This is a genomic window from Streptacidiphilus melanogenes (assembly GCF_000787835.1).
GTDB classification, from domain to species: Bacteria; Actinomycetota; Actinomycetes; order Streptomycetales; family Streptomycetaceae; genus Streptacidiphilus; species Streptacidiphilus melanogenes.
The window spans coordinates 20071-39799 of the sequence record NZ_BBPP01000021.1 but is presented as its reverse complement, the minus strand read 5'-3'; the positions used below and the strand labels follow the sequence as shown (position 1 = coordinate 39799).

Genomic DNA, 19729 nt, shown 5'->3' with positions numbered 1-19729 from the left:
CGGCTGTCCCGCCTCCGAATCCGCACCCGACTCCACCCCGCAGCAGGGAGGTCACCGTGCAGCGTCAGCTCACGCTGGCAGAGCTCGAAGAGTACGCCTCCGCCGTCCAGGACTACCTCGGCACCCTCGACCAGCCGCGCGACGAGGAGGAGGACCGGCAGCGCAGCGTCATCCGCGAGGCCGCGCGCCGGCTGAACCGGCGCGTGCAGGCGCCGATCGCGCTCGGCGTGGTCGGGCCCTTCTCCGTGGGCAAGTCGCTGCTGATCGGCACGGCCCTGGGACGCCCCGGGCTGCTCCCCGTCGAGGAACGGCCGACCACCGGCAACATCACCGTGCTCACCCTGGAGCAGGGCCTGCGCGGCGACGGCACCTCGATCCGACCCGAGACCAGCATCCGCTTCATGAGCACCGAACGGCTCGCCGAGTGCGTACAGGAGATCTTCGCCCAGTTGGTGGAGGGGATCGAGCACGCCGGGCTCGACCTCAAACCCCGCTCCTTCCTCACGGGTTACGACCCGGTGCGCGATCCGCGCGAGTGGGCGCGGTTCAACAGCTGGTACCGCTGCCTGTGGGGGGAGCCGGTCGCGGGCGTCAGCCGCCTGTCGAAGATCGAGATCAACGAGGCGCACCGCGAGACCGCGCGCGAGCTCGGCCGGATCCGCGACGCCCAACTGGGCCAGCACGGACTGCTCGACGCACCGGCGCCACTGGTGATCCACAGCGACCGGGTCCGCGCCGCGGTCGAGCTCCCACCCCCGGCCCTGCCCGACACCAGCGCCCCCGCGCCGCAGCACCTGGACTTCGGCGGAGCCGACCTCCGCACCGACGACGCGGTGCTGCGGGCCAGCTTCCCGCTGGTGGAGCGGATCGAGCAGACCGTCGTCGTGGATCCCGAACACTGGGACCTCACCGCCCAGTTCGGCGCCAACAGCGTCCAGCTGGTCGACTTCCCCGGCATCGGCGCGGCCGGCTCCTACGGTCGCGACCGCCACCTCAGCCGGCAGACGCTGCGCGACATGCACTCCATCGTGGTGGTGCTGCCCTCGGACCACATGCCGTCCGCCGACGCCCAGGACTTCTGGACGATGCTCGCGGCGGACCGCAGCAGCTCCGCGCTGGAAACCGCCGCGCTGGTGGTCAGCAACAAGTTCGACCGGATCGCCGTACCCGTGGTCGAGGGAGCGCCGGGCTCGCTGCAGGCGGGGCTGGAGCGCACCGACTGCCTGAGCAGCCTCGACGCCTTCGCACCGCAGTTCGTCGGCCCCAGAGCGACCCAGGACCGGGTCCACCTGGTCTCCCCCATCCGCGCGCTGGTGCGCGAGAAGCTGGCGTACGACGACGTCTCGGACAACACCCGAGCAGTGATCATCGGCACGGCCGGCGCCCAGTCCACCGTCCGCAGCTGGCTGCCGTACGCGGCGGAGCTGGAGCAGGCCGCACCCGGAAACCCGTGGAGCGCACGGCTGCGCGCCTACGAGGAGCACGGCGGCGTCGCCGCCTTCCGGCAGGCCGTCGGCGCGCACGTGCAACGGCACGGCGGCGACCACAAGCTGGAACGCGCCCGCCGGGCGGGACAGGAGCTGCTGGGCGAGCTGCGCAAGCTGCGGCTGATCGAACGCCGTGACGTCCCGATCGCGGACGACGCCTACGCCCGCGCAGGCGGCATGTTCCAGGCGCTGCGTCAGATCCTCGACGAGATGGAGAGCGACTTCGCGGTGATGGCGCGGCTGGCCGTGGACCGGAACGGGACGGCCGTACCGCTGCACGGGCCCGCGCCCCGCGAGGCGGCCCGGCTGGCCGGCCAGGTGCGGTCCTCCGTCTACGACGGGATGTACTGGCAGCAGGTGCTCGGTCGCGCCAGGAACAGCGGCGACCTGCTGGTCCGGCGCTCGGCGCCGCCGCCGGAGGACAGTCTCGACCCGCTGGCGGAGCCGACCGCCGCCGCGCCGTCCGACAGCACCGAGGTCTTCGAGCGCGCCTTCCTCGGCGTCCTGGAGCGGCAGTCGGAGGGGATCCAGGCGGAGGTCCACGCCTGGCTGGAGGAGTGGTACGCCCACTGGCAGCCGCAGCTGGACCCGACGCGGGAGTGGATCGCCTCGGACGAGGACTCCGCGGCGCTGCTGCCACGGGTCTTCGAGCGTCACGCCCAGGACGGCGAGGCGCCGGGTCGGCTGCTGGCCCGGCTCGACCTGCGCTCGCTCGTCGACAGCCTGCTGCGCCACCTGCCCCGGCTCGCCGCCTCGCTGCCGGAGCAGCCGCAGGACCGGTTCCCGCTGCAGAGCAGGCACGCGCTGCCCTGGCACACCGACGCGCTGGCGGCCACCCCGACGGCGGACCGGCGCGGCCGTCACCCGCTCGCGGTGCTCCAGATGCGGGCGGCCGTCGCCGACGCCGCCGCCGACTACAGCACCCTGCAACTGCACTGGCTGCAGGGCCGGGTCCGGCGCGAGCTGCACCAGCGTCTGCACCGGATCTCCGAACTCGTTCTGGAGACCGCCGCGTTCACCCCGCCACCGCAGCGCCCGGGCGACGGCGAGGACAGCCCCGGCGGTCACGCGCCGGACGGCGGCGGCCCGACCGACCCAGGTGGCGACCCCAGCGGCGGCGGCAGCCCGCGCACCCTCGACGAACTGATCTCCTACTGGGACGCCGACGGCTCGGCGCGGACGGGAGCGGCATGAGCAGCGAACTGACCGTCAGGTTCAGCGTCCCCGCCGAGGGCGAGGACCCGGTGGACCAGGCCTACGGCAACCGGCCCGCCGCCGGTCTGGCCGCCCCGACCGCAGCCGCGGCGCGCGTGCTCGCCGACGGGCCGGGGGCCTTCCGCCTGGTCGCCGACCAGCGCGGCTACCTGCTGCCGGACGTCGAGCTCGAACAGTCCGGCCCGGCCGCGAACCTGGTGGCCACCCTGCCGGCCAGGATCAGCGTGCTGGACCGGGACGGGATGCCCGTCCCGGCGGAGCTCGCCGACGCGCTCGCGCGGGCGTGGGCGGGGCGGCCGCCGAGCCAGGTGGCCGTCGAGGGGCTGCTGCGGATCGCGCACGGCGCCCGGCTCCCGGCCGCGCTGTTCTTCCCCCAGCCCGCACCGGCCGTCCCGGGCGCGTCGTCCACGCCGACCGGGTCCGGGGCCGTGGCCACCGGCGAACCGCCGCAGCCGGTCTCCCTCGTGGTCAACTGGGACGTCTCCTACACCGCCACCGGGGCCGGCAGCCACCTGCGCGCCCCCGGGCCGGTGACGCTCGAGTTCTGGCCGCCCGGCCGCCCGCTGCCGATGACCCGCGGGGCGCAGCCGGACCAGCTGGTGCTCCGCCCGGCCGACCGGCGTCGTGGCGACGGCTGGGCGGCCGCGGTCGACTTCGGCAGCACGGCGTCGACGGTCACCCTGGTGCTGTCGCGCAGCTCCGGTGGCGTCGTCGACCGGGACCAGCTCGCCCGCCTGGCGGCCGGTCTGCGCGCGCTCACCGCGCCGCCGCAGGAGGCGCCGGTGGCGTGGAAGCAGCACCTGGACGACCTGCGTGGCGGACATCTGGACCTGGGCAGCGTCCGCGTCTCCGGCGCCGAACTGCTGACCCGGCTGGACGAGCCGGAGGCGGCCACCCGGCTGCTGCTCTGGGTTGAGAACACCCGCTCGCTCAGCGACGACCGCTCACTGCGCGACTGGCTCGCGCAGCGGATGCACGAGATCGTCACCGCCGCCGTGCGCACCCCCGCACTGGACTTCCACCAGCTCGGCCCCGTCTTCTACCGCTACCTCCAGGGCGGCGCGGAGACCGCGGCTCCCGCCAGCGAACTGCTGCGCTACGAGACGGCCGCCGACGCGGTCCGCGTCTCCCGGTACGGCGACGACAGCTTCACCCTCGCGCCCGAGGGGCAGGGCACGTTGCGCGCCTTCAAGCGACGTCTGCTGACCCAGGCGATCGCCGAGGACGGCGCGGAGGGCCCGTCGGCGGCGCACCTGACTCAGCACCTGTTCCACCTGCTGGTCAAGCGCGCCGAGCAGGCCAACCACGCGGGCGCGCCGGGGAAGCCGCCGCAGCTCGGCACGGTGTTGCTCACCTACCCCACCTCCGCCTACCCGGAGTACCGGGTGCTGCTGCGCCGCCTGGTCCAGCAGGGCCTGTCCGTGCCCGACGTGCAGCTGACGGTCGACGAAGGACTGGCGGCGGGACTCTACTTCGTCATGCGCGACCTGACCGCGGACCTGGACCTGGGCCTTGAGGCCATGCGCGCCGCGTCCCGGCCGGTGCCGGGCCGACCGGGAACGTGGACGCGCACCATGCTCGTCGTCGACATCGGCGGCGGCACCACCGACATCGCCCTGCTCGAACTGGAGCTGCGGGACCGCACGCCCCGGTTGAGCGCGGCGGACGCGTTCGTCTCGGGCCGCGACTACGAGTTGGAGCCGCGGATTCTCGGCACCATCGGCCACCGCCAGCTGGGCGGCGACCTGCTCACCCTGCACGTCTTCTACTGGCTCAAGGCCCGGCTGGTGGACGTGCTCGGCCAGAGCCTGGTCCTCGGCGGCATGCCGGCCCTCGCGGAGGGCGAGACGTTGTCCGGCCTGCTGGCCCGTCAGGTCCGCCACCACCGCGACACCGTCGTCAGCCCGGAGGTCCGGCGGGTACTCAGCCGGGCGGTCCCCACCGAGACCCGGCTGCACGGCCGTGAGCTGGGCCTGGACACCAGCGTCCGGGAGTCCCGCGAGGAGGCGTTCGCGATCCTGTGGATCGTCGCCGAACGGGTCAAGCGCGCGCTGGGCGGGGCCACCGACACCGGGCTCGAGACCGCCGCCGACGGGACGCTCCTCTTCCCCCGGCAGGAGCTGTCGGAGCTGCTGGGCAAGGTCGGCAAGGGCAACGCCTCCCCGCCGCCGGTCCCGCTGCCCACCGCCGAGCTGCGGCAGCTGCTGCAACCCGCGCTGCGGGAGGTCGCGGAGATGGCCGCCGGGCTGGTGCGCGACGCCTTCACCCGCATCGAGGAGGAGGGCGTGACGGGCGGCACCGTCCCGTCCCTGGACCAGGTGGTGCTCTGCGGCCGCAGCAGCGCCATGCCGGAGGTGCGCCAACTGGTCGGCGAGGCGCTGGTGGAGGCCACCACCGGCGGTGACGGGGCGGGTCCCGGCTGGGATCCGAGCCGGCTCGCCACCGAGTCGGGCTTCCTGGCCAAGCAGGCGACCTCGATCGGCGCGGCCTGGCTGTACGACATGCGCGCCCGGGCGGGCGTGTTCGGCGACGGCGGCGGGCCGATGGCCCACTCCGAGCTCGCCTTCGTCTCCCGCAGCCTGCTCTCCTGCCTGCCGTGCGACTTCACGCTGCGCGCCATGGCGGGCCGGGACGCGCCGCTGTTCGCCTCGGGCACCCCCTACGAGGAGCTGGACGCGGCCGGCACGCTCGGGCTGACCTCCCGGTGGCGCCGGGTCATCCAGGTCGCGGAGATCCGCCGCCCCCGCCACGGCAGCGGACCGCTGCCGTGGGGTGCGGTCGACATCGCGCAGCGCGCGGCCCGCGACGGCTGCGATCTCGCCTCCCCCGCCTGGGACTTCGACGGCACGCCGGGCATGCGGTTCCGGGTGGTGGTGGACCAGCGGCTCACCCTGACGCTGGAGTTCTGCCACGGCGAGCGGCAGCACCTGGCGCTGCCCGACCAGCAGCCGCCGACCCCGGGCGGCACCATCGACCTGCGCGAGGTCGCCGACCCGCGGGTCCGCACCGGCGCGGGCCGGGACACGATCCGGCTGGCCGGCACGATCTGCGCCTCACCCGGGGAGTGGGGCAGCGCGGAGTTCGCCCCCGTCGACCTCTTCCCCGCCGGGGCGGAGGACGGCGAGCAGGACGTGCTCTCCTACTTCCCCGAGCTGTTCCACGTCGGTGCGCACCCCGACCCGCTGGTGGCGCCGACGCCGGGGCGGGTCGCCGAGTTCACGCTCGACCGGCCGGCCGAGCACCTCCACCTCTACCTGCGCGCCCCGGGCTCCGAGGCGCCGCTGCCGCTCGGCCGGCTCCACCTGCCCGCAGGCAACCCGGACGTGCGCACCGGCCGGCTGCGGATGACGCTCGACGCGCGCGGCATCCTGCGCGTGCACCGCGGCGCGCTCCCGCATCCCCAGGCGGCCAACTTCACCGAGGCCGTGGACCGCCCCGGCTGGGTGTACCGGGTGCCGATGGAGAGCCGTGCCGGGGACTACGTCCGGGGCTGGGACCCGGAGAGCGGGGAACACTGATGACTCGTCAAGAGGGAACCGGGCCGGACCGGGCCGACGTGACCGGGGCGGCGCGGGCGCTGTCGCCCGAGGCGCTGGAGCAGCTGCGCACCCGCGCGCTGGAGGCGGATCCGCACCCCGTCGACTGGGCCACGGCCGCGGCCCGCGCGGCCTTCGAGGCCGCGCACGCCGCGCAGAGGGTCTCCCACGGTCTTGCGGATCTGCGCCGTCACCGCGGCGACGCCGAGTGGCTGCTGGACCAGGCGCGTCGCGAAAGAGCCGCGCTCGAAGCGGAGTCGGCGGAGCTGACGGCCGCGCTGCCCGGCGCCGAGGTGGAGCGGGACCGGGCCCGCCGCGACCGCGACGGCCATCAGCAGGCCCTGACCCGCCTGTCGGCCGAGGCCGGGCAGGCGCGCGCCGACTGCGAGGAGGCGCAGCAGCAGCGGCGGGAAGCGGAGGAGGAACAGGCCCGGCTCGGTGGCGAACGGGACGCGGCCCGCGCCTCCGCCGGGACCGCCCTGTCCCGCCTGGAGGAGGAACGCGCCGGACTCGCGCGGGAGCGCACCGCGCTGGAGGCCCACGAGGCCGAACTGCGGCGGCTCGTCGACGAGCGGACCAGGTGCCGCGCGGGCGCGGCGGACGCACGTCGTCAGGCCGACGAGGAGCTGCGTCTGCTGGCCCAGGACCGGGCCGCTCTGGAGCGCGAGGAGCTGGCGCTGCGTCAGGCGCGCGCGGAGCGCGCCCGGGAGCGGGAGCTGCTGCTCCACGTCGGGCTCTCCCGTGCCGCCGACGACCTGTGGGAGCGTGCCCGGCAGCGGGACCGCCGCTTCGGCGACGACCTGTGCCCGGAGGCCGACGGCGCCGCCGCGCTGTGGACGGTCCTCCACCTCGCCCTGCTCCGGTTGCCGGAGGAGGAGCGGCGCGCGGAGGCCCGTGCGCTCGCCGACGTGGCCCGCGACCTCGGCATCGACCCGGGAACGGCGGAGCCCTCCGACGACTCCCGGGCCGCGACCGTCGTGCTCGCGGTCCCGCCGCTGCCCCTCGCCGAGGCCGTGCCCGCGCTGCGCCTGACCGTCGCGACGCCTTCCTGGCCCGAGTTGGATACCGACGCGCAGGAGGAGGTCAGGTCACTGCTGCGGGAGGTGGCCGCGGTGAACGGCGACCACCAGAAGCTGGCGAACCGGACCCTGGACGCCCCTGAGCCCGGGGACCTGCTGCTGCGCGGCGCGGTCCGGGTGCGGGAGACCCTGCTGCTGCTGCGCCTGGACCCGCTGCTCGGCCGCCATCTGGGCACCCAGGCCCGCGAGTGGCGGCCCTGGCAGGCGGACGGCCTGCGCAACGACGCGGTCCAGCAGCTGGCCCGGCTCGGCGTAGCCCTCGCCGCCCGCGGCTCGGGCGACCGCTGGTCCCGGCCGGTGGCCGAACGCCTGCACCAGCTGGACGAGTTGCTGGCCGTCCACCACCGCTGCCCGGCCGCGGCGGACAGCTGGTGGCGCCGCCACCGCGACGCGGCGCTGCCCGAGCTCGCCTCGATCTGGCAGCAGGCGGGGTGCCGTGCCCTCACCGACCCCGGTCAACTGCTGCAGCTGCTGACACTGGGCGACGCGTCCGGGCCGTACCTGGAGCGCAACGACCTGAGCCCGCGGCCGAAGCCGGTGCTGCAGTGGGTCGAGTCGGTCCCCGTCGTTCGGGAGCGCGACGGCCAGGTGGTCCAGAAGGGGCGTCTGGTCTGCGGAGTCGTCGATGTCTGAGCCCGACGGACGGTTCCCCGCGCACGCGGCGGAGCAGGTGGAAGCGCTGGCCGCGCTGCCGGTGGCCCGGGCCTGCGGGGTGACGCCCGCGCTCGCGGCGGACGTGCGGACGGTGGCCTCGGGCGGCGTGCCGCGGCTGCGCCTGGCCGTCGCCGGATGGGCGTCCGGGGCACGGAAGTTGCGGGACCGGGCGGCCGCACGGCTCCCGGCCGGGTCGGTCGGGTGGGCGGCCGGCGCCGTCGACGCCCACCTGCTCTGGTACGTCGTGCCGGACCCGCGGCAGGACGCGGGCCCGAACCCGCCCGGGCTGCGGCTCACCTCGCTCCTCGCCGGACCGGGCGCCCCGGCCACCGTGCTGGTCGTCGCCGCCGACGACGACTGGCGCGGCCTCGGTCTCGACTCCGTCGCGGGCTGGTGCCTGGGCCGCACCGCGTCCTGGCCGGCGCCGTGGCCCACGGTCCCGGTCCGTGCCGTGATCCCGGCCTGGTTCGCGGACCGCCCCACGCAGAGCGGCCTCACGCCGCTGCTGCGGGACGTTCTGGACCGCTGCACGTGGCGCACGAACCCGGCCGCCGCGGACCTGACGGCGGACCAGGCGGTGGCGGCGAACGCCGGCGCCTCCGCGCACGACGGCACCGAGGAACCGTTGACCGTACGGCTGACCCGCCTGCGCCTCGTGTCCGCACTGCGCCTGCTGCTCCTGCGGGCGGCGGTACCCGCGCAGGCGGATTCCGCCAGGCCGACTCGACCGCATCCAGCCCAGGCTTCCCGGCCGAACGGACAACCCGGCACCCTGCCCGAAGCCGTGGCCGAAGTCCTGGCCGAAACCCGTGTCGCCACTCCGACGGACACGACGCCCGACGCCTCGAACGACACCCCGCGCGGCGCCCCGGCCGACGGCCCGGCCACCCTGCCCAACCCCGCCGAGGCCTGGCGGCGCTGTCATACCTTCGCCGCCCTCGCCCCGGCCCGCCGCCTGCATCGACGACTCGTCACCACCGCCGAGCGCCCGTCCCCCACCACGTCCGCCGACCCTGCGCGGCAGACCTCGCCCCAGACGGAGAGACCATGAACGCCATCGGCTACACCGCCGTCGCGATCCTGACGGTCCTGCTCGCGACCGGGATCTACCTGCTGGCGCGCCAGCGCGCCGTGGCGAGCGGTCTCGCCCGGCAGCTGGCCACCGCCAACACGCTGACGACCCGGCTCTCCGGCGAGCTCGACACCGAGCGCACCGCACGCGCCGTCGAGACCGAGCGGGCCGAGCGGCTCGTCCTGGAGAAGAGCGGGCTGAGCGAGGAGCTGGAGCTGGTCACGGAGCAACGGCAGCAGCAGCGCGGGCGCGCCGAGGAACTGGCCGCGCGGCTCGCGGAGCACGACGACGTGCTGCCACCGGAGTTGGAGACGGCCGCCCCGACCGTGCCGCGTTCTCTGCCGATCGGACGCGAGGCCGCCCCCGACAGCGTGGTGGACGGCGCGGACCTGGGTCCGGTGGTGGTGCGGGCGGCGTCGGTACGCGGCAGCCGTCACCGCGAGGACCGCGAGCAGCGCCGCGACGCGGTCAACCTGCGCCTCGTGGACGGCTTCGGCGCGCCGGTGCTGCTCAGCACCGTCGCGGCGGGCGCCGCGCAGGCGCCCCTCTCCCAGACGGGGGCCGACGCCGCCTGCCGGGCCCTGGCCACGCGGCTGGCCGCCGGGGCGCTGGCCTCCGGCGTCGCCGTCTTCGCCCGCAACCGCGACGCGGCCCTCGAGGCGGCGCTGCGCTCGGCGCTGGCGGGTGCGGCGGAGTCGGTCCGGCTGGTCGCCCGGGCCAACGCCGTCGACAGCGGCGCGGCCGACCCCGACCGTCAGGCCGGCACCTCGGTGTTCGCGCTGATCAGTCAGCTGGGCGACCTGGACGAGCGGCAGCACGTGCTGTTCGGCGCGGGCGACGCGGTGTTGCTGGGGCTGCGCGCCGGCGGGTCCGGGCCCGACGCCGGGGCCGCCTGGGAGACCCTGTTCGAGCCGGACCCCGGGCTGCGCGGCGCGCTGCTGCCCGGCCGGTCCGGCGAGTCGGCGGAGCTCCAGTGGGCCAGGGTCACCACCCGGCCGGGCGACCTGTTGGTGCTCGCCTCCCGCCCGATGGCCGAGCTGCTCCGCGCCCCGGGCGCAGGCGCCTGGTTCGCCCGGCGCTGGCGCACCCGGCGGCCCCACCTGATCACGTTCCTCTCCGACGTCAACGCCAACATCCGCTCCGCGGACGGCGACCGCACCGTTGCCTGCGTCTGGGACCACGGCCGCACGCACTGAGCCCGCGGCTTCAGCCGCACCGTGCTTCGGCCCCTCGGGTCGTCGGCACCGCGAAGACGGTCAGGGTGGGGGCCGCCAGCCACAGCGCCCCGCCCAGGGCGGCGAGGTCGTGCGGGCGGGCGACGAACCGGTCCGGGGAGGCGCCGGATCCGGCGATCGTCCCGGAGACGGCCACGCCGGGAGCAGTGCCGGTCTGCCGCAGCGCATTGGTCACCCCGCCGGGGCCGGCCCGGCCGGCCCCGGCGGGCGGCGCGCACGGAGGCGGCCACCACCGGCATGGTGAACAGCGTCCCCATCTCGGCGGCCCTCGGCACGGCCTTGCTCACCGGCCTCATCGAGGCGGGCCGGATCGGGCACCGAGCGGGCCGTCGCCGTCCGCTCACCCCCGTCGGCACCGCCGCGCTGACGCACGCGCTCGGCCCGCGACCGTCCTGGGCGGACGCCCGGCAGCCCGTCCGAACCGGCGTCCCCGTGCCCGACGATCCCCACCGGGAACCACGCACGCGTCCCGGGCGTGACTGCGGGCGGAGCGGTCGTGAGTGACACCGTGTCACGCCACTGCGGGAAACCGGCTCCTGCGGTCCTGCCGCTCTTCTGACGGCCCGCCACGCCGCACGCCGGTAGGTCGAACGTGTACGACCGTGTGCCGAACGGGGGAGCGCGGCGCGCCACACGCGCGGGAGCGGGTACGGATCGTGGCGGCGTCAGCCGCACAGCGCGCCCCGACCACCGGAAAGAAGGCACAGGCATGACGGTCGACCGACGGAGGCTCCTCGCCGCGCTGGGCGCGGGCGGGGCGGCAGTGCTGGCAGGAGCCCACCAGGCGGCCGCACTCGGCGGCGCCGTCCGCCGGGCGGGTGCCGGTGACGCGCCGTCCGTCGACGCGTGGCCGACCCGGGCCCGCCTCCTGGCCCACACGCCGCCCAACTGGCGCGCGCTGCGCGCACGGCTCGGCAGTCGGCTGGTGCTGCCCGCCGACCCCGGCTACGCCGTCTACCGGCTCGGCTTCAACGAGCTGAACGACGGTCAGCGTCCCGCCGCCATCGCCCGGTGCACCTCACCGGCCGACGTCCAGGCCTGCCTCGACGTCGCCCGCGGCCACGGCATCCCGATCGCCGCCCGCAGCGGCGGTCACAGCTACCTCGGTTACTGCATCCCGAACGGTGGGCTGGTGATCGACCTGCGGCTGATGGCCCAGGTCCACGTGCGCCCCGACGGCACCGCACTGGTGGGCGCCGGCGCACGGCTGATCGAGGTCTACGCGGCCCTGGCCAACGCGGGCCGGCTGCTGCCGGCCGGCTCCTGCCCCACGGTCGGCGTCAGCGGACTCACCCTGGGCGGCGGGATCGGCGTGCTGACCCGCAAGTACGGTCTGACCTGCGACCGCCTCGCGGCGGCCGAGGTGGTCACCGCCGACGCACACCTGCGCACCGCCTCGCCCGGCTCCGAGCCCGATCTGTACTGGGCGCTGCGCGGCGGTGGCGGCGGCAACTTCGGCGTGGTCACCCAGTTCACGTTCAAGACCGCGCCCGCCCCCGGGCTGACGGTCTTCTCGCTCGGCTTCCCCAAGGGCTCGTCCGCCGCCCTGATCGGGGCGTGGCAGGAGTGGGTCGCCAAGGCCCCGTTCGAGCTGTGGGCCAGCTGCCAGGTCGCCGGCGGCAACCCGTCGACCCCGCGCCTGGTCGGCTGCTACGTCGGCGGCGAGACCGAGGCGAACCGGCTGCTGGACCGGCTGATCGCCGCCGCGGGTGTGAAGCCGAGCACGCGCAGCGTGCAGCCGAAGAGCTACCTCGACGCGATGAAGTACATGGCCGGCTGCTCCAACGACACCCTCGCGCAGTGCCACCCGGTCTCGGAGGGCGGCAAGCTCCCACGCGAGTCCTTCGTCGCGGTCTCGCGCATGCTCGGGCCCCACCCGCTCGACGCGGGCCGCGTCGCCGACCTGATGCACGGGCGGACCGGCGTCTCCCTGCTGCTCGACTCCCTCGGCGGCGCGGTCTCGCAACTGCGCCCCGACGCCACCGCGTTCCCGCACCGCACGTCGCTCGCGAGTGCCCAGATCTACGCCAGTGCGACGCCCGGCACCAAGAAGGCGGTGACCCGGACCGTCGACGAGATCCGCGACGGGCTGGCCAGGCTCGGCGCGACCGGGGCGTACGTCAACTACATCGACGCGGGCCTGCCCGACTGGGGCCAGGCCTACTACGGCGCCAACCTCGGCCGACTGAAGTCGGTGGCGCGCCACTACGACCCCGACCGGGTCTTCGCCTTCCGGCAGAACGTGGCCTTCGCCTGAACGAGCGAAGGCCAGAGCCCGGGCGAGAGGCACGGCCCGGGCGGCGCGGCGCCTACCGGTGGGCCCCGACCCACGCGCCGCGCCGCCCGGGTGTTCCCGGGCCCGGACCTCAGTAGCCGTAACCCCCGCCGCCCGAGCTGCTGCCGCCGGTGGGGCTCGGCGTCGAGGCCGCGGGTACGCTCATGATCGCGTTGCCGTTGGGGCCCACCACGTACCAGGTGCCGCCGAAGTTCGTGATGCCCTCACCGTTCACGTCGCCGGCCTTGGCGTCCTTGACGAACGTGTACAGGGGGTGACCGTTGTAGGTGACCTGCGTCGTGTTGTCGGTGCGGGTGGTCGTGCCGACCATGGAGGCGGTGACGCCGCTGGTGCTCGGCGTGCCGGTCGTGACGTCCGGCGGCCAGAACGAGGCGCAGGTGCCGGAGCAGGTGGACTTCCCGCCGGTGTCCGCGGTCAGGAGGTAGAGCGTCCGGCCGGAGCTGTCGACCAGGATCTGTCCGTACTTCGAGCTCGCGGTGTGCAGGGCCGCAGTGGACGTCGAAGCGGACGCTCCGCCGGAGGTGGGCGGCGTGGAGACCGCGTTCTTGGTGCTTGAGCTGCATCCGACGGCCAGGGCCGCGACGGCGAGGGCGACGGCTGGGACGGCGAAAACACGGTTCATGACGGGCTTCTTCCGCTGGGGCCACCGCGTCACCTGCTGCGAAGCGGTCGATCCGCCGAAGGCGGGGGCCTGTCCAGGGATACGCTCCCCGCCATGCGCGGGTTCAGCCCTGTTTGCCGCTTTCCGGACGCGAGGCCGGCCCCCACGGTTCACGACGGCGGCGCGCCGCCCGCGCGGCGACCACCAGCCAGCACCCGGCCCCGGCCAGGAGCGCCATGAAGGCGAGAACCAGGACGTCGGCATTGCGGAACAGGAACGCGGCGCCCAGCAGCCAGAGGCCGAGGAACAGTGTCCACCAGGCCGCCCGATGGCGGGTCCGGCACCGGGCGGGTTCCTGCGGCCGGTCGAAGGTGGCCAGCAGCCGGTCCAACTCGGGATCCTCGCCGCTCAGCCGCTCCTCGATCGCGGCCAGGGTTCGCCGTTCCTGCTGTGACAGCATGGCCCACCTCCGTCCCCTCCCTCTAGGTGTACCCGCTGGAGGCCCGGTGTCAGCGTGCGAGGCGCAACCGACCGGAAGTGGCCACCGGCCCGGTCATCGCGCGACCGCCAGCGACAGCGCTGCCGCCGACAGAGCCAGGTAGCCGCCTGCGAACGGCACCAGCCGGTAGGCACGCCGTGGGACGTGCGCGACGACGGCGCCGACGTAGTACAGGACCAGCCCGACCGCGGCCGCGAGGCCGACGGACGGGACGCCGAGCAGCCCCAGCAGCAGCCCCGCCGCGCCGGCGGCCTTCAGCACGCCGAGCCCCGGGAGCCACGACTGCGGGATGCCCAGTTCCGCCATGTTGGCGATGACGAACTGCGCCCGCGTGAAGTTCGCGCATGCGCTCCACGTGTTCGCGACGATCACGACACCGGCAACGATCACGTACGCCGTCGAGTATGCCGTCGACACCCGTCCTCCTCCGTTCGGCCGCGTCACCCCGCGGCGGTGGCTGGTCTGCGGTGGCTGGTCTCCCCCGTGCCCACCAGCCTGGCCAGGCCCCGATCCTGGGTCCAATAGCGTTGTCCATAACCTGATGGCATGGATGTCGACACCCGCCTGTTGCGCGCGTTCGCCGCGGTGGCCGAGGAGGGAAACCTGACCCGTGCCGCGCAGCGCCTGTTCGTCTCCCAGCCGGCGCTGACCAAGCAGATCAAGCAGCTGGACGCCCGACTCGGCGTGACGCTGTTCCTCCGCTCCCGGGGCGGCATGGCCCTCACCCCGTCCGGCCGGGCCCTGGCGAGGCAGGTCCCCGCCCTGCTGGACGACGTCGATCGCGTGCTGCGGGAGACGAAAGCCGCCGCGAGCCGGGCCGCCCGCGTGCTGCGGGTCGGCTTCATCGCCAGCGCCGCCAACGAGGCGACCCCGCGCATCGTCGCCGAGTTCGCCCGCCTCCGGCCCGGCTGGCGCGCCGACATGCGGCAGGCTGCCTGGTCCAACCCTGCCGCGGGCCTGTCCGGCGGGGATGTCGACGTCGCCCTGGTCCGGACCCCCTTCCCCGGCCAGGACGCGCTGCGTCTGGAGGTGCTGTTCGCCGAGCCCCGCTGCGTCGCGCTGGCCGACTCCCACCCGCTGGCCGCCCGCGAGGTGGTCCCCTTCCAGGACCTCCTGGACGAGCCGTTCGTGGCCGCCCCGGCCGAGACGGGCTCCTGGCGCGCGTACTGGCTGGCCCTGGACCGACGCGGCGGCCACCCCGCGCGGATCGGCGCCGTCACGGAGCATCCGGACGACTGGCTCAGCGCGATCGCCAACGGTTACGGCGTCGCCCTCGCACCGGAGTCCAGCGCACGCTTCTACGCCCGCCCCGGCATCGCCTACCGTCCGGTCACCGGCGTCGGCCCGAGCCAGGTCGCGGTCGCCTGGACCCCGGCCGACGACGCCAACCCCGTCGTCCAGGACTTCGTTCGGTGCTGCCGCGACGTCACGGCGGTGGCTTTCGATCACCCGGTCGACTGAACCGTCCGACCGTCACCTGACGTCGAGCCGCGCGGATGCGGTCAGGCGGATGTGCTCAGGAAGTGCTTCAGGAGTGCTTCAGGAACCTCAGGTAGAACGCACCGAAGACCAGCACGATCCCGACGTTCACCATCAGCCGCGGCCAGAACTGGTGACGGAAGAACAGGACGTCCACGCCGACCACGACGGCCACCATCGCCAGCACGTAGAGCGCGACCCCAGCCTGTCGTCCCATGGCCCGACTCTACTCCGGCCCGGTGCCCGTGGGGTTGTCCCCCGGGCGCCATCGGGTGCCGGCCCCATGGGCGGCACGGGGCGGCCGCTGCCAGGCTGGGCGCAGGAACGATCACCGTACGCCCGCACCCCACGACGAGGTCTCCCTTATGCGCCGCCGCCGCGTTGTCCTGCTGACCGCCGCCACCCTGCTCGCCTGTGCCGCCGCTCCCGCGAGCGCCGTCCCCGCGACCTCGGGCACCGCGCCGCGCCCGCCGCTCGCGGCCGCCCTGCGCACCGCGACCGCCCAGGCCGTCACCGACGGGTACCCGGCCGCCATCGCCTACGCCCGCCAGGGCGACGACCGCGCCACGGCCGCGGCCGGGCGGGCCGACGTCGCCACAGGGCGTCCGGCCGACGCCGGCGACCGGTTCCGGATCGCCAGCAACACCAAGTCCTTCGTGGCCACCGTGCTGCTCCAACTGGTCGCCGAGCGCCGGCTCGGCCTGGACGACAGTGTGGAGAAGTGGCTGCCTGGCGTGGTCTCCGGCTCCGGCAACGACGGCCGGAGGGTCACCGTGCGCCAGCTGCTGAACCAGACCAGCGGCATCGACGACCCCACCACCGACCCGGCCTTCTTCGCGCCGTACCTGCAACGCCACGACATGGGCTACGTCTACACTCCGCGCCAGGTCGTGGCCGAGGCGATGGCCCACCCGCCGCTGTTCGCCCCCGGCACCCGCTGGAGTTACTCCAACACCAACTACCTGCTGGCCGGGCTGGTGATCGAGGCGGTCACGGGCCGCAGCGCGGGCCAGGAGATCACCGACCGGATCCTGCGCCCACTCGGACTGACCCACACCACCCTCCCGCTCACCGATCCGCAGATCCACGGCCCCCACCTGCACGGCTACGACCTGTCGCACCGCGACGTCACCGTGTTCAGCCCGTCCTACGACTGGACGGCCGGCGCGATGATCTCCACCCTGGGCGACCTGGCCGCCTTCGACCACGCCCTGTTCGCCGGTCGCCTGCTGCCCCCGGCCGAGCAGCGCGCCCTGGAGACCGTCCCGGACGTCCCCGGGAACGACGGCTACGCACTCGGCGTGACCCGCGGCGCGGTCGACTGCGGCGACGGCCGCGAAGCGCCCGTCTGGGAGACCGACGGCGGCGGTCCCGGCTTCACCAGCCTCTCCCTCACCTCGGCCGACGCCGACCGCCAACTGATCCTGGTCGGCACGGTCTTCGACCTCGGCCAGGACCTCCTCCACCAGCCCCCGGTCCCCCGGTCGTCCGCCTTCGGCCCGGTCCAGACGGCCGTGTTCTGCTCCTGATCCGTACCCCTGCCGGCGTTCGTCAGGACTCGGGCATGGTCACCGCGCGACGGTACCAGCACTGCACGGCTCCCGCAGGAGCAGCGCGACCGGCTGCTGAACATCCTCGGACGGACTCAGCGGCGCCGCCACGCCGCCCGGAGGTCGTCCGCCGCCGCCGGAAGGGGCGGCGTGACAGACTGGGCGGACCAACATGGCAGGCTCCCAGTCGAATTGATCGAGCAAGAGGGTGAACGCGCATGTCCGGGGAGAAGATGTTCAGCGTCTACGGGCGGATGACCGCGCTGCCCGGACGGCGGGACGAGCTGATGGCCCTGCTCCGCGACGGGTTCCGCGCCGGAGGCGAGGACTGCGGCCTGCTGGCGTACAGCATCAACGCGGTCGTCGACGACCCGGACACGCTCTGGCTGACCCAGCTGTGGACCGACAAGGCCGCACACGACGCGATGACGCGCTCCGAGGCGGTGGCGGCGGTGTCCCGCCGGGTTCCTCCGCTTCTGGCGCGCCAGCCGGAGGGCCTGTACGGCCATGCCGTGCACGTCGGTGGCCAGGACTCCGGGTCCTGATCCCCGCGGCCGCGGCCGAGGGACCGGGCGTGTAGGTTGGCCGCCACCGAACCGAGAGGTGCACCATGTCGGCCGCCCGCCCCCGCGTCCTGTTCGTGACGGACCTCGCCTACCAGGCCCGGGGCCGACGCTACTGCGACGAGGACATCTTCCTGACCTCGCGCCTGCGGAGCGACTTCGACCTCGCCCTGTGCCACCCGCTGGACGCGGCCGCGCTGTTGGACGTGTTCTCCGCGGTGGTCGTCCGCAACAGCGGCCCGGTGCTGCACTACCAGGCCGAGTACGAGGCGTTCCGGGAGCGCGCCGCCGCGCGCGGGACACGCGTCTACAACCCGCTCACGGGGCGGGGGGACATGGCCGGCAAGCAGTACCTGCTCGACCTGACCGCCGCCGGGTACCCGGTCATCCCCACCGTCGACCGACCGGAGGATCTGGGCGCTCTGCCCGACGTCGCGCAGTACGTGGTCAAGCCGAAGGTCGGCGCCGACTCCATCGGGCTGCGGCTTCTCCCGCCCGAGCGGCTCGGCGAGCTACGCTTCGGCGACATCCTGGTCCAGCCGCGGATCGACTTCCGCTACGAGGTGTCGTTCTACTTCGTCGACGACACCTGCCAGTACGCCCTCTACGCTCCCGACCCCGAGCGGCGCTGGGCGCTGGAGCCCTACGAGCCGACCGACGCGGACCTCGCCTTCGCCCGCCGCTTCGTCGACTGGAACACCCTCGACCACGGGATCCAGCGCGTGGACGCCTGCCGCGACCAGCACGGCGAACTCCTTCTGGTCGAGCTGGAGGACCTCAACCCCTACCTGTCCCTCGACCTCCTCCCGGACCGGACCCGCGACGCCTTCGTCACCGCCACGACGGCCTCCCTCCACCGCTTCCTCGAGACGCCGGCCGAGGGCCGGTAGCAGCAGCGCGCACGCTCAGTGCGTGGGCGGGGTCCAGTCCGCGGGCAGGCCGGACTGGGAGAGGACGTCGTTGAGCGCGTAGTAGTCCTGGTCGGACCTGATCCGCTGGCGGCTGTCGACCTCGAGGAGCGTGGCCATCGGCACGGCGAAGGGCTTGGGTGCGCCCTTGAGGTGGCCGGAGTAGACGGCCTCTACGGTGATGCGGTCGTGGTCGCGGTAGGCAGCGCGGACGACGACGTGGACGTCGTCGATGAGGTCGTCGGAGTGGGCCTTCCAGCCGGAGATGGCTGCGCGGCCGTGAAAGGTCACGCCCACGCCCTGGTCGGTGTAGCTGCCGTCGTCGGTGAACACGGCACCGAGCGCCTGCGGAACGAGCCCGTTCCAGGCGGCGGCCCAGTCCGCGACGGCCCTCGGCAGGTGCAGCCCGGCGGACTGCGTGGGCCGTGCGGACTGCGTGGGCCGTGCGGACTGCGTGGGCCGTGCGGCGGCCGAGGCGGTGGTGCCGATCACGGCGCAGACAGCGGTGGCGCCGATCAGCGCGGTCATGACACGGGCCGGGTTGGACTTCATGGTGATGCCCCTTCAGGTGGCGATATGTCGATTGATGAACTACGGGGCGCGGCATGCTTTCCACGCACCCCGAGTCGCAACAGGACGAGTCTCGCCAGGGGCGGTGTCCACTCTCCACGCCTACCGAAAGCGGAGGCTGTTCACCCCTGTCCACGGCTGTCCGCCCGGTTCCGACCCGACCGGCCGAGAACCGAGTAGCGACCCCGGTGTGGACGGCCGCCTGGAGCGGGCGATCAGCCTGCAGGGGTTCTACCGTCTGACCCCTGAGTCCGACGAGGAGTTGGCGAAGGTCGTCGGCAGCGCACCCGCAGGATGAGGGGGCGGTCTTGAGCCGACGCCAGGGTGACCCGGCGCACGTTGACGCGCCGGGCCCGCGCGCGGTGCGATGCGGTGGACACCATGCCTCACGAGGAGGTCCGCATGACCAGTGCCGGCCGTGAATCCGTCTCCGTCCGGACGGAGATCGCCGCTGCGCCGGAGGCCGTCTGGGCCGCCGTCAGCGACGTGACGCGGATGGGCGAGTGGAGCCCGGAGTGCACCGGCGCTGCCTGGCGCGGCACCCCGGCCGGTCCGGTGCCGGGCGCGCGGTTCCAGGGACACAACCGCAAGGGCGGCATCCGCTGGAGCACCGTCTGCCGCGTCGTCGAGGCCGAGCCGGGGCGCGCCTTCGCCTGGGACGTCAGCTTCGGGCCGATTCCGGTCGCCCGCTGGGGGTTCCGCCTCACGCCGGGCGGCGCCGACGGGGGCCTGACCCTGGTGGAGCAGTTCTGGCAGGACCGCCGCGACCGGCTCAGCGCCTGGACCACGGAGACCGTCCTCCGCACGGGCGGCCGTGCGGAGTGGAACCGCCGGAACATGACGGCGACCCTCGCCGCGCTGAAGCGCTCACTGGAGACGACCACCCCGTCGGCCGGCGCACACGATCGCTGACGCAGGCGCCGTTGCCGGGAACCTGCAGGCGGGGGTCGATCAGCCGGCCCGCCGAGCTCCCGGACGGGCGGCT

17 protein-coding genes are annotated in these 19729 nt (G+C 74.6%); 11 read left to right on the top strand and 6 right to left on the bottom strand.

The features are described from left to right. Positions 1-56: 56 nt before the first annotated feature. The 5 genes from TR49_RS22010 to TR49_RS21990 are packed head-to-tail and all read left to right on the top strand — an operon-like array spanning position 57 to position 10239. Positions 57-2681, top strand: a complete 2625-nt coding sequence (locus TR49_RS22010; protein ID WP_042384084.1) for a GTPase domain-containing protein — start codon at positions 57-59, stop codon at positions 2679-2681. Then, a complete protein-coding gene (locus tag TR49_RS22005) occupies positions 2678-6220 on the top strand; it encodes an acetate and sugar kinases/Hsc70/actin family protein (RefSeq protein WP_042384082.1) in 3543 nt (1180 codons plus the stop codon). Before TR49_RS22010 ends, TR49_RS22005 begins: the two co-directional genes overlap by 4 nt. Further along, positions 6220-7950 carry a coiled-coil domain-containing protein gene (locus TR49_RS22000; RefSeq protein ID WP_152627398.1) on the top strand — a complete coding sequence of 577 codons (1731 nt, stop codon included), beginning with the start codon at positions 6220-6222 and terminating at the stop codon, positions 7948-7950. Before TR49_RS22005 ends, TR49_RS22000 begins: the two co-directional genes overlap by 1 nt. Next, positions 7943-9022 carry a hypothetical protein gene (locus tag TR49_RS21995; protein WP_042384077.1) on the top strand — a complete coding sequence of 360 codons (1080 nt, stop codon included), beginning with the start codon at positions 7943-7945 and terminating at the stop codon, positions 9020-9022. The genes TR49_RS22000 and TR49_RS21995 overlap by 8 nt, the downstream gene beginning before the upstream one ends. Further along, on the top strand, positions 9019-10239 hold the full coding sequence (locus TR49_RS21990; protein WP_042384075.1) for a protein phosphatase 2C domain-containing protein: 1221 nt from the start codon (positions 9019-9021) through the stop codon (positions 10237-10239). The genes TR49_RS21995 and TR49_RS21990 overlap by 4 nt, the downstream gene beginning before the upstream one ends. A gap of 10 nt (positions 10240-10249) precedes the next feature. Here the strand turns inward: TR49_RS21990 and TR49_RS43010 are convergent, their stop codons facing one another. Continuing rightward, complete coding sequence (locus TR49_RS43010) at positions 10250-10453, bottom strand: hypothetical protein (RefSeq protein WP_152627397.1); 204 nt, start codon at positions 10451-10453, stop codon at positions 10250-10252. A gap of 534 nt (positions 10454-10987) precedes the next feature. On the opposite strand from TR49_RS43010, the gene TR49_RS21980 reads away from it, so the two are divergent. Beyond that, complete coding sequence (locus tag TR49_RS21980; protein WP_042384071.1) at positions 10988-12535, top strand: FAD-binding oxidoreductase; 1548 nt, start codon at positions 10988-10990, stop codon at positions 12533-12535. Between the two features lie 109 nt (positions 12536-12644). Here the strand turns inward: TR49_RS21980 and TR49_RS40850 are convergent, their stop codons facing one another. From TR49_RS40850 to TR49_RS21965, 3 genes are all read right to left on the bottom strand, one after another. Continuing rightward, positions 12645-13196 (bottom strand): COG4315 family predicted lipoprotein, encoded by a 552-nt coding sequence (locus TR49_RS40850; RefSeq protein ID WP_042384068.1) that lies wholly within the window; start codon positions 13194-13196, stop codon positions 12645-12647. 103 nt (positions 13197-13299) lie between these two features. Beyond that, positions 13300-13635, bottom strand: a complete 336-nt coding sequence (locus TR49_RS21970; protein ID WP_042384067.1) for a DUF3040 domain-containing protein — start codon at positions 13633-13635, stop codon at positions 13300-13302. A 93-nt stretch (positions 13636-13728) separates the two neighbouring features. After that, positions 13729-14091, bottom strand: a complete 363-nt coding sequence (locus tag TR49_RS21965; RefSeq protein ID WP_042384065.1) for a DoxX family protein — start codon at positions 14089-14091, stop codon at positions 13729-13731. 129 nt (positions 14092-14220) lie between these two features. Between TR49_RS21965 and TR49_RS21960 the strand changes: the two genes are divergently transcribed. Further along, positions 14221-15135 carry a LysR family transcriptional regulator gene (locus TR49_RS21960; protein ID WP_042384063.1) on the top strand — a complete coding sequence of 305 codons (915 nt, stop codon included), beginning with the start codon at positions 14221-14223 and terminating at the stop codon, positions 15133-15135. Between the two features lie 67 nt (positions 15136-15202). Here the strand turns inward: TR49_RS21960 and TR49_RS44580 are convergent, their stop codons facing one another. Then, positions 15203-15370, bottom strand: a complete 168-nt coding sequence (locus TR49_RS44580) for a hypothetical protein (protein WP_169790000.1) — start codon at positions 15368-15370, stop codon at positions 15203-15205. 148 nt (positions 15371-15518) lie between these two features. Here TR49_RS44580 and TR49_RS21955 point away from each other — a divergent pair, with 148 nt between their 5' ends. From TR49_RS21955 to TR49_RS21945, 3 genes are all read left to right on the top strand, one after another. Then, positions 15519-16682 carry a serine hydrolase domain-containing protein gene (locus tag TR49_RS21955; RefSeq protein ID WP_084725219.1) on the top strand — a complete coding sequence of 388 codons (1164 nt, stop codon included), beginning with the start codon at positions 15519-15521 and terminating at the stop codon, positions 16680-16682. Positions 16683-16921: 239 nt separating this feature from the next. Beyond that, positions 16922-17248, top strand: a complete 327-nt coding sequence (locus tag TR49_RS21950) for a putative quinol monooxygenase (protein WP_052434527.1) — start codon at positions 16922-16924, stop codon at positions 17246-17248. A 65-nt stretch (positions 17249-17313) separates the two neighbouring features. Further along, on the top strand, positions 17314-18156 hold the full coding sequence (locus TR49_RS21945; protein ID WP_042384061.1) for an ATP-grasp domain-containing protein: 843 nt from the start codon (positions 17314-17316) through the stop codon (positions 18154-18156). Positions 18157-18171: 15 nt separating this feature from the next. On the opposite strand, the gene TR49_RS21940 is transcribed toward TR49_RS21945, so the two are convergent. Next, positions 18172-18726, bottom strand: a complete 555-nt coding sequence (locus tag TR49_RS21940; protein WP_042384059.1) for a nuclear transport factor 2 family protein — start codon at positions 18724-18726, stop codon at positions 18172-18174. Between the two features lie 420 nt (positions 18727-19146). Here TR49_RS21940 and TR49_RS21935 point away from each other — a divergent pair, with 420 nt between their 5' ends. Next, the gene (locus TR49_RS21935; protein WP_042384058.1) at positions 19147-19656 is read left to right on the top strand and encodes an SRPBCC family protein; all 510 of its coding nucleotides are present in this window, start codon (positions 19147-19149) and stop codon (positions 19654-19656) included. Positions 19657-19729: the final 73 nt, after the last annotated feature.

Coding starts and splice junctions, on each gene's coding strand:
- TR49_RS44580 (WP_169790000.1), bottom strand. CDS start 15,370: ATGGGACGACAGGCTGGGGTCGCGCTCTACGTGCTGGCGATGGTGGCC.
- TR49_RS21940 (WP_042384059.1), bottom strand. CDS start 18,726: ATGAAGTCCAACCCGGCCCGTGTCATGACCGCGCTGATCGGCGCCACC.
- TR49_RS22000 (WP_152627398.1), top strand. CDS start 6,220: ATGACTCGTCAAGAGGGAACCGGGCCGGACCGGGCCGACGTGACCGGG.
- TR49_RS21995 (WP_042384077.1), top strand. CDS start 7,943: ATGTCTGAGCCCGACGGACGGTTCCCCGCGCACGCGGCGGAGCAGGTG.
- TR49_RS22005 (WP_042384082.1), top strand. CDS start 2,678: ATGAGCAGCGAACTGACCGTCAGGTTCAGCGTCCCCGCCGAGGGCGAG.
- TR49_RS21990 (WP_042384075.1), top strand. CDS start 9,019: ATGAACGCCATCGGCTACACCGCCGTCGCGATCCTGACGGTCCTGCTC.
- TR49_RS40850 (WP_042384068.1), bottom strand. CDS start 13,196: ATGAACCGTGTTTTCGCCGTCCCAGCCGTCGCCCTCGCCGTCGCGGCC.
- TR49_RS21960 (WP_042384063.1), top strand. CDS start 14,221: ATGGATGTCGACACCCGCCTGTTGCGCGCGTTCGCCGCGGTGGCCGAG.
- TR49_RS21970 (WP_042384067.1), bottom strand. CDS start 13,635: ATGCTGTCACAGCAGGAACGGCGAACCCTGGCCGCGATCGAGGAGCGG.
- TR49_RS21950 (WP_052434527.1), top strand. CDS start 16,922: ATGTCCGGGGAGAAGATGTTCAGCGTCTACGGGCGGATGACCGCGCTG.
- TR49_RS21980 (WP_042384071.1), top strand. CDS start 10,988: ATGACGGTCGACCGACGGAGGCTCCTCGCCGCGCTGGGCGCGGGCGGG.
- TR49_RS21945 (WP_042384061.1), top strand. CDS start 17,314: ATGTCGGCCGCCCGCCCCCGCGTCCTGTTCGTGACGGACCTCGCCTAC.
- TR49_RS21935 (WP_042384058.1), top strand. CDS start 19,147: ATGACCAGTGCCGGCCGTGAATCCGTCTCCGTCCGGACGGAGATCGCC.
- TR49_RS21955 (WP_084725219.1), top strand. CDS start 15,519: ATGCGCCGCCGCCGCGTTGTCCTGCTGACCGCCGCCACCCTGCTCGCC.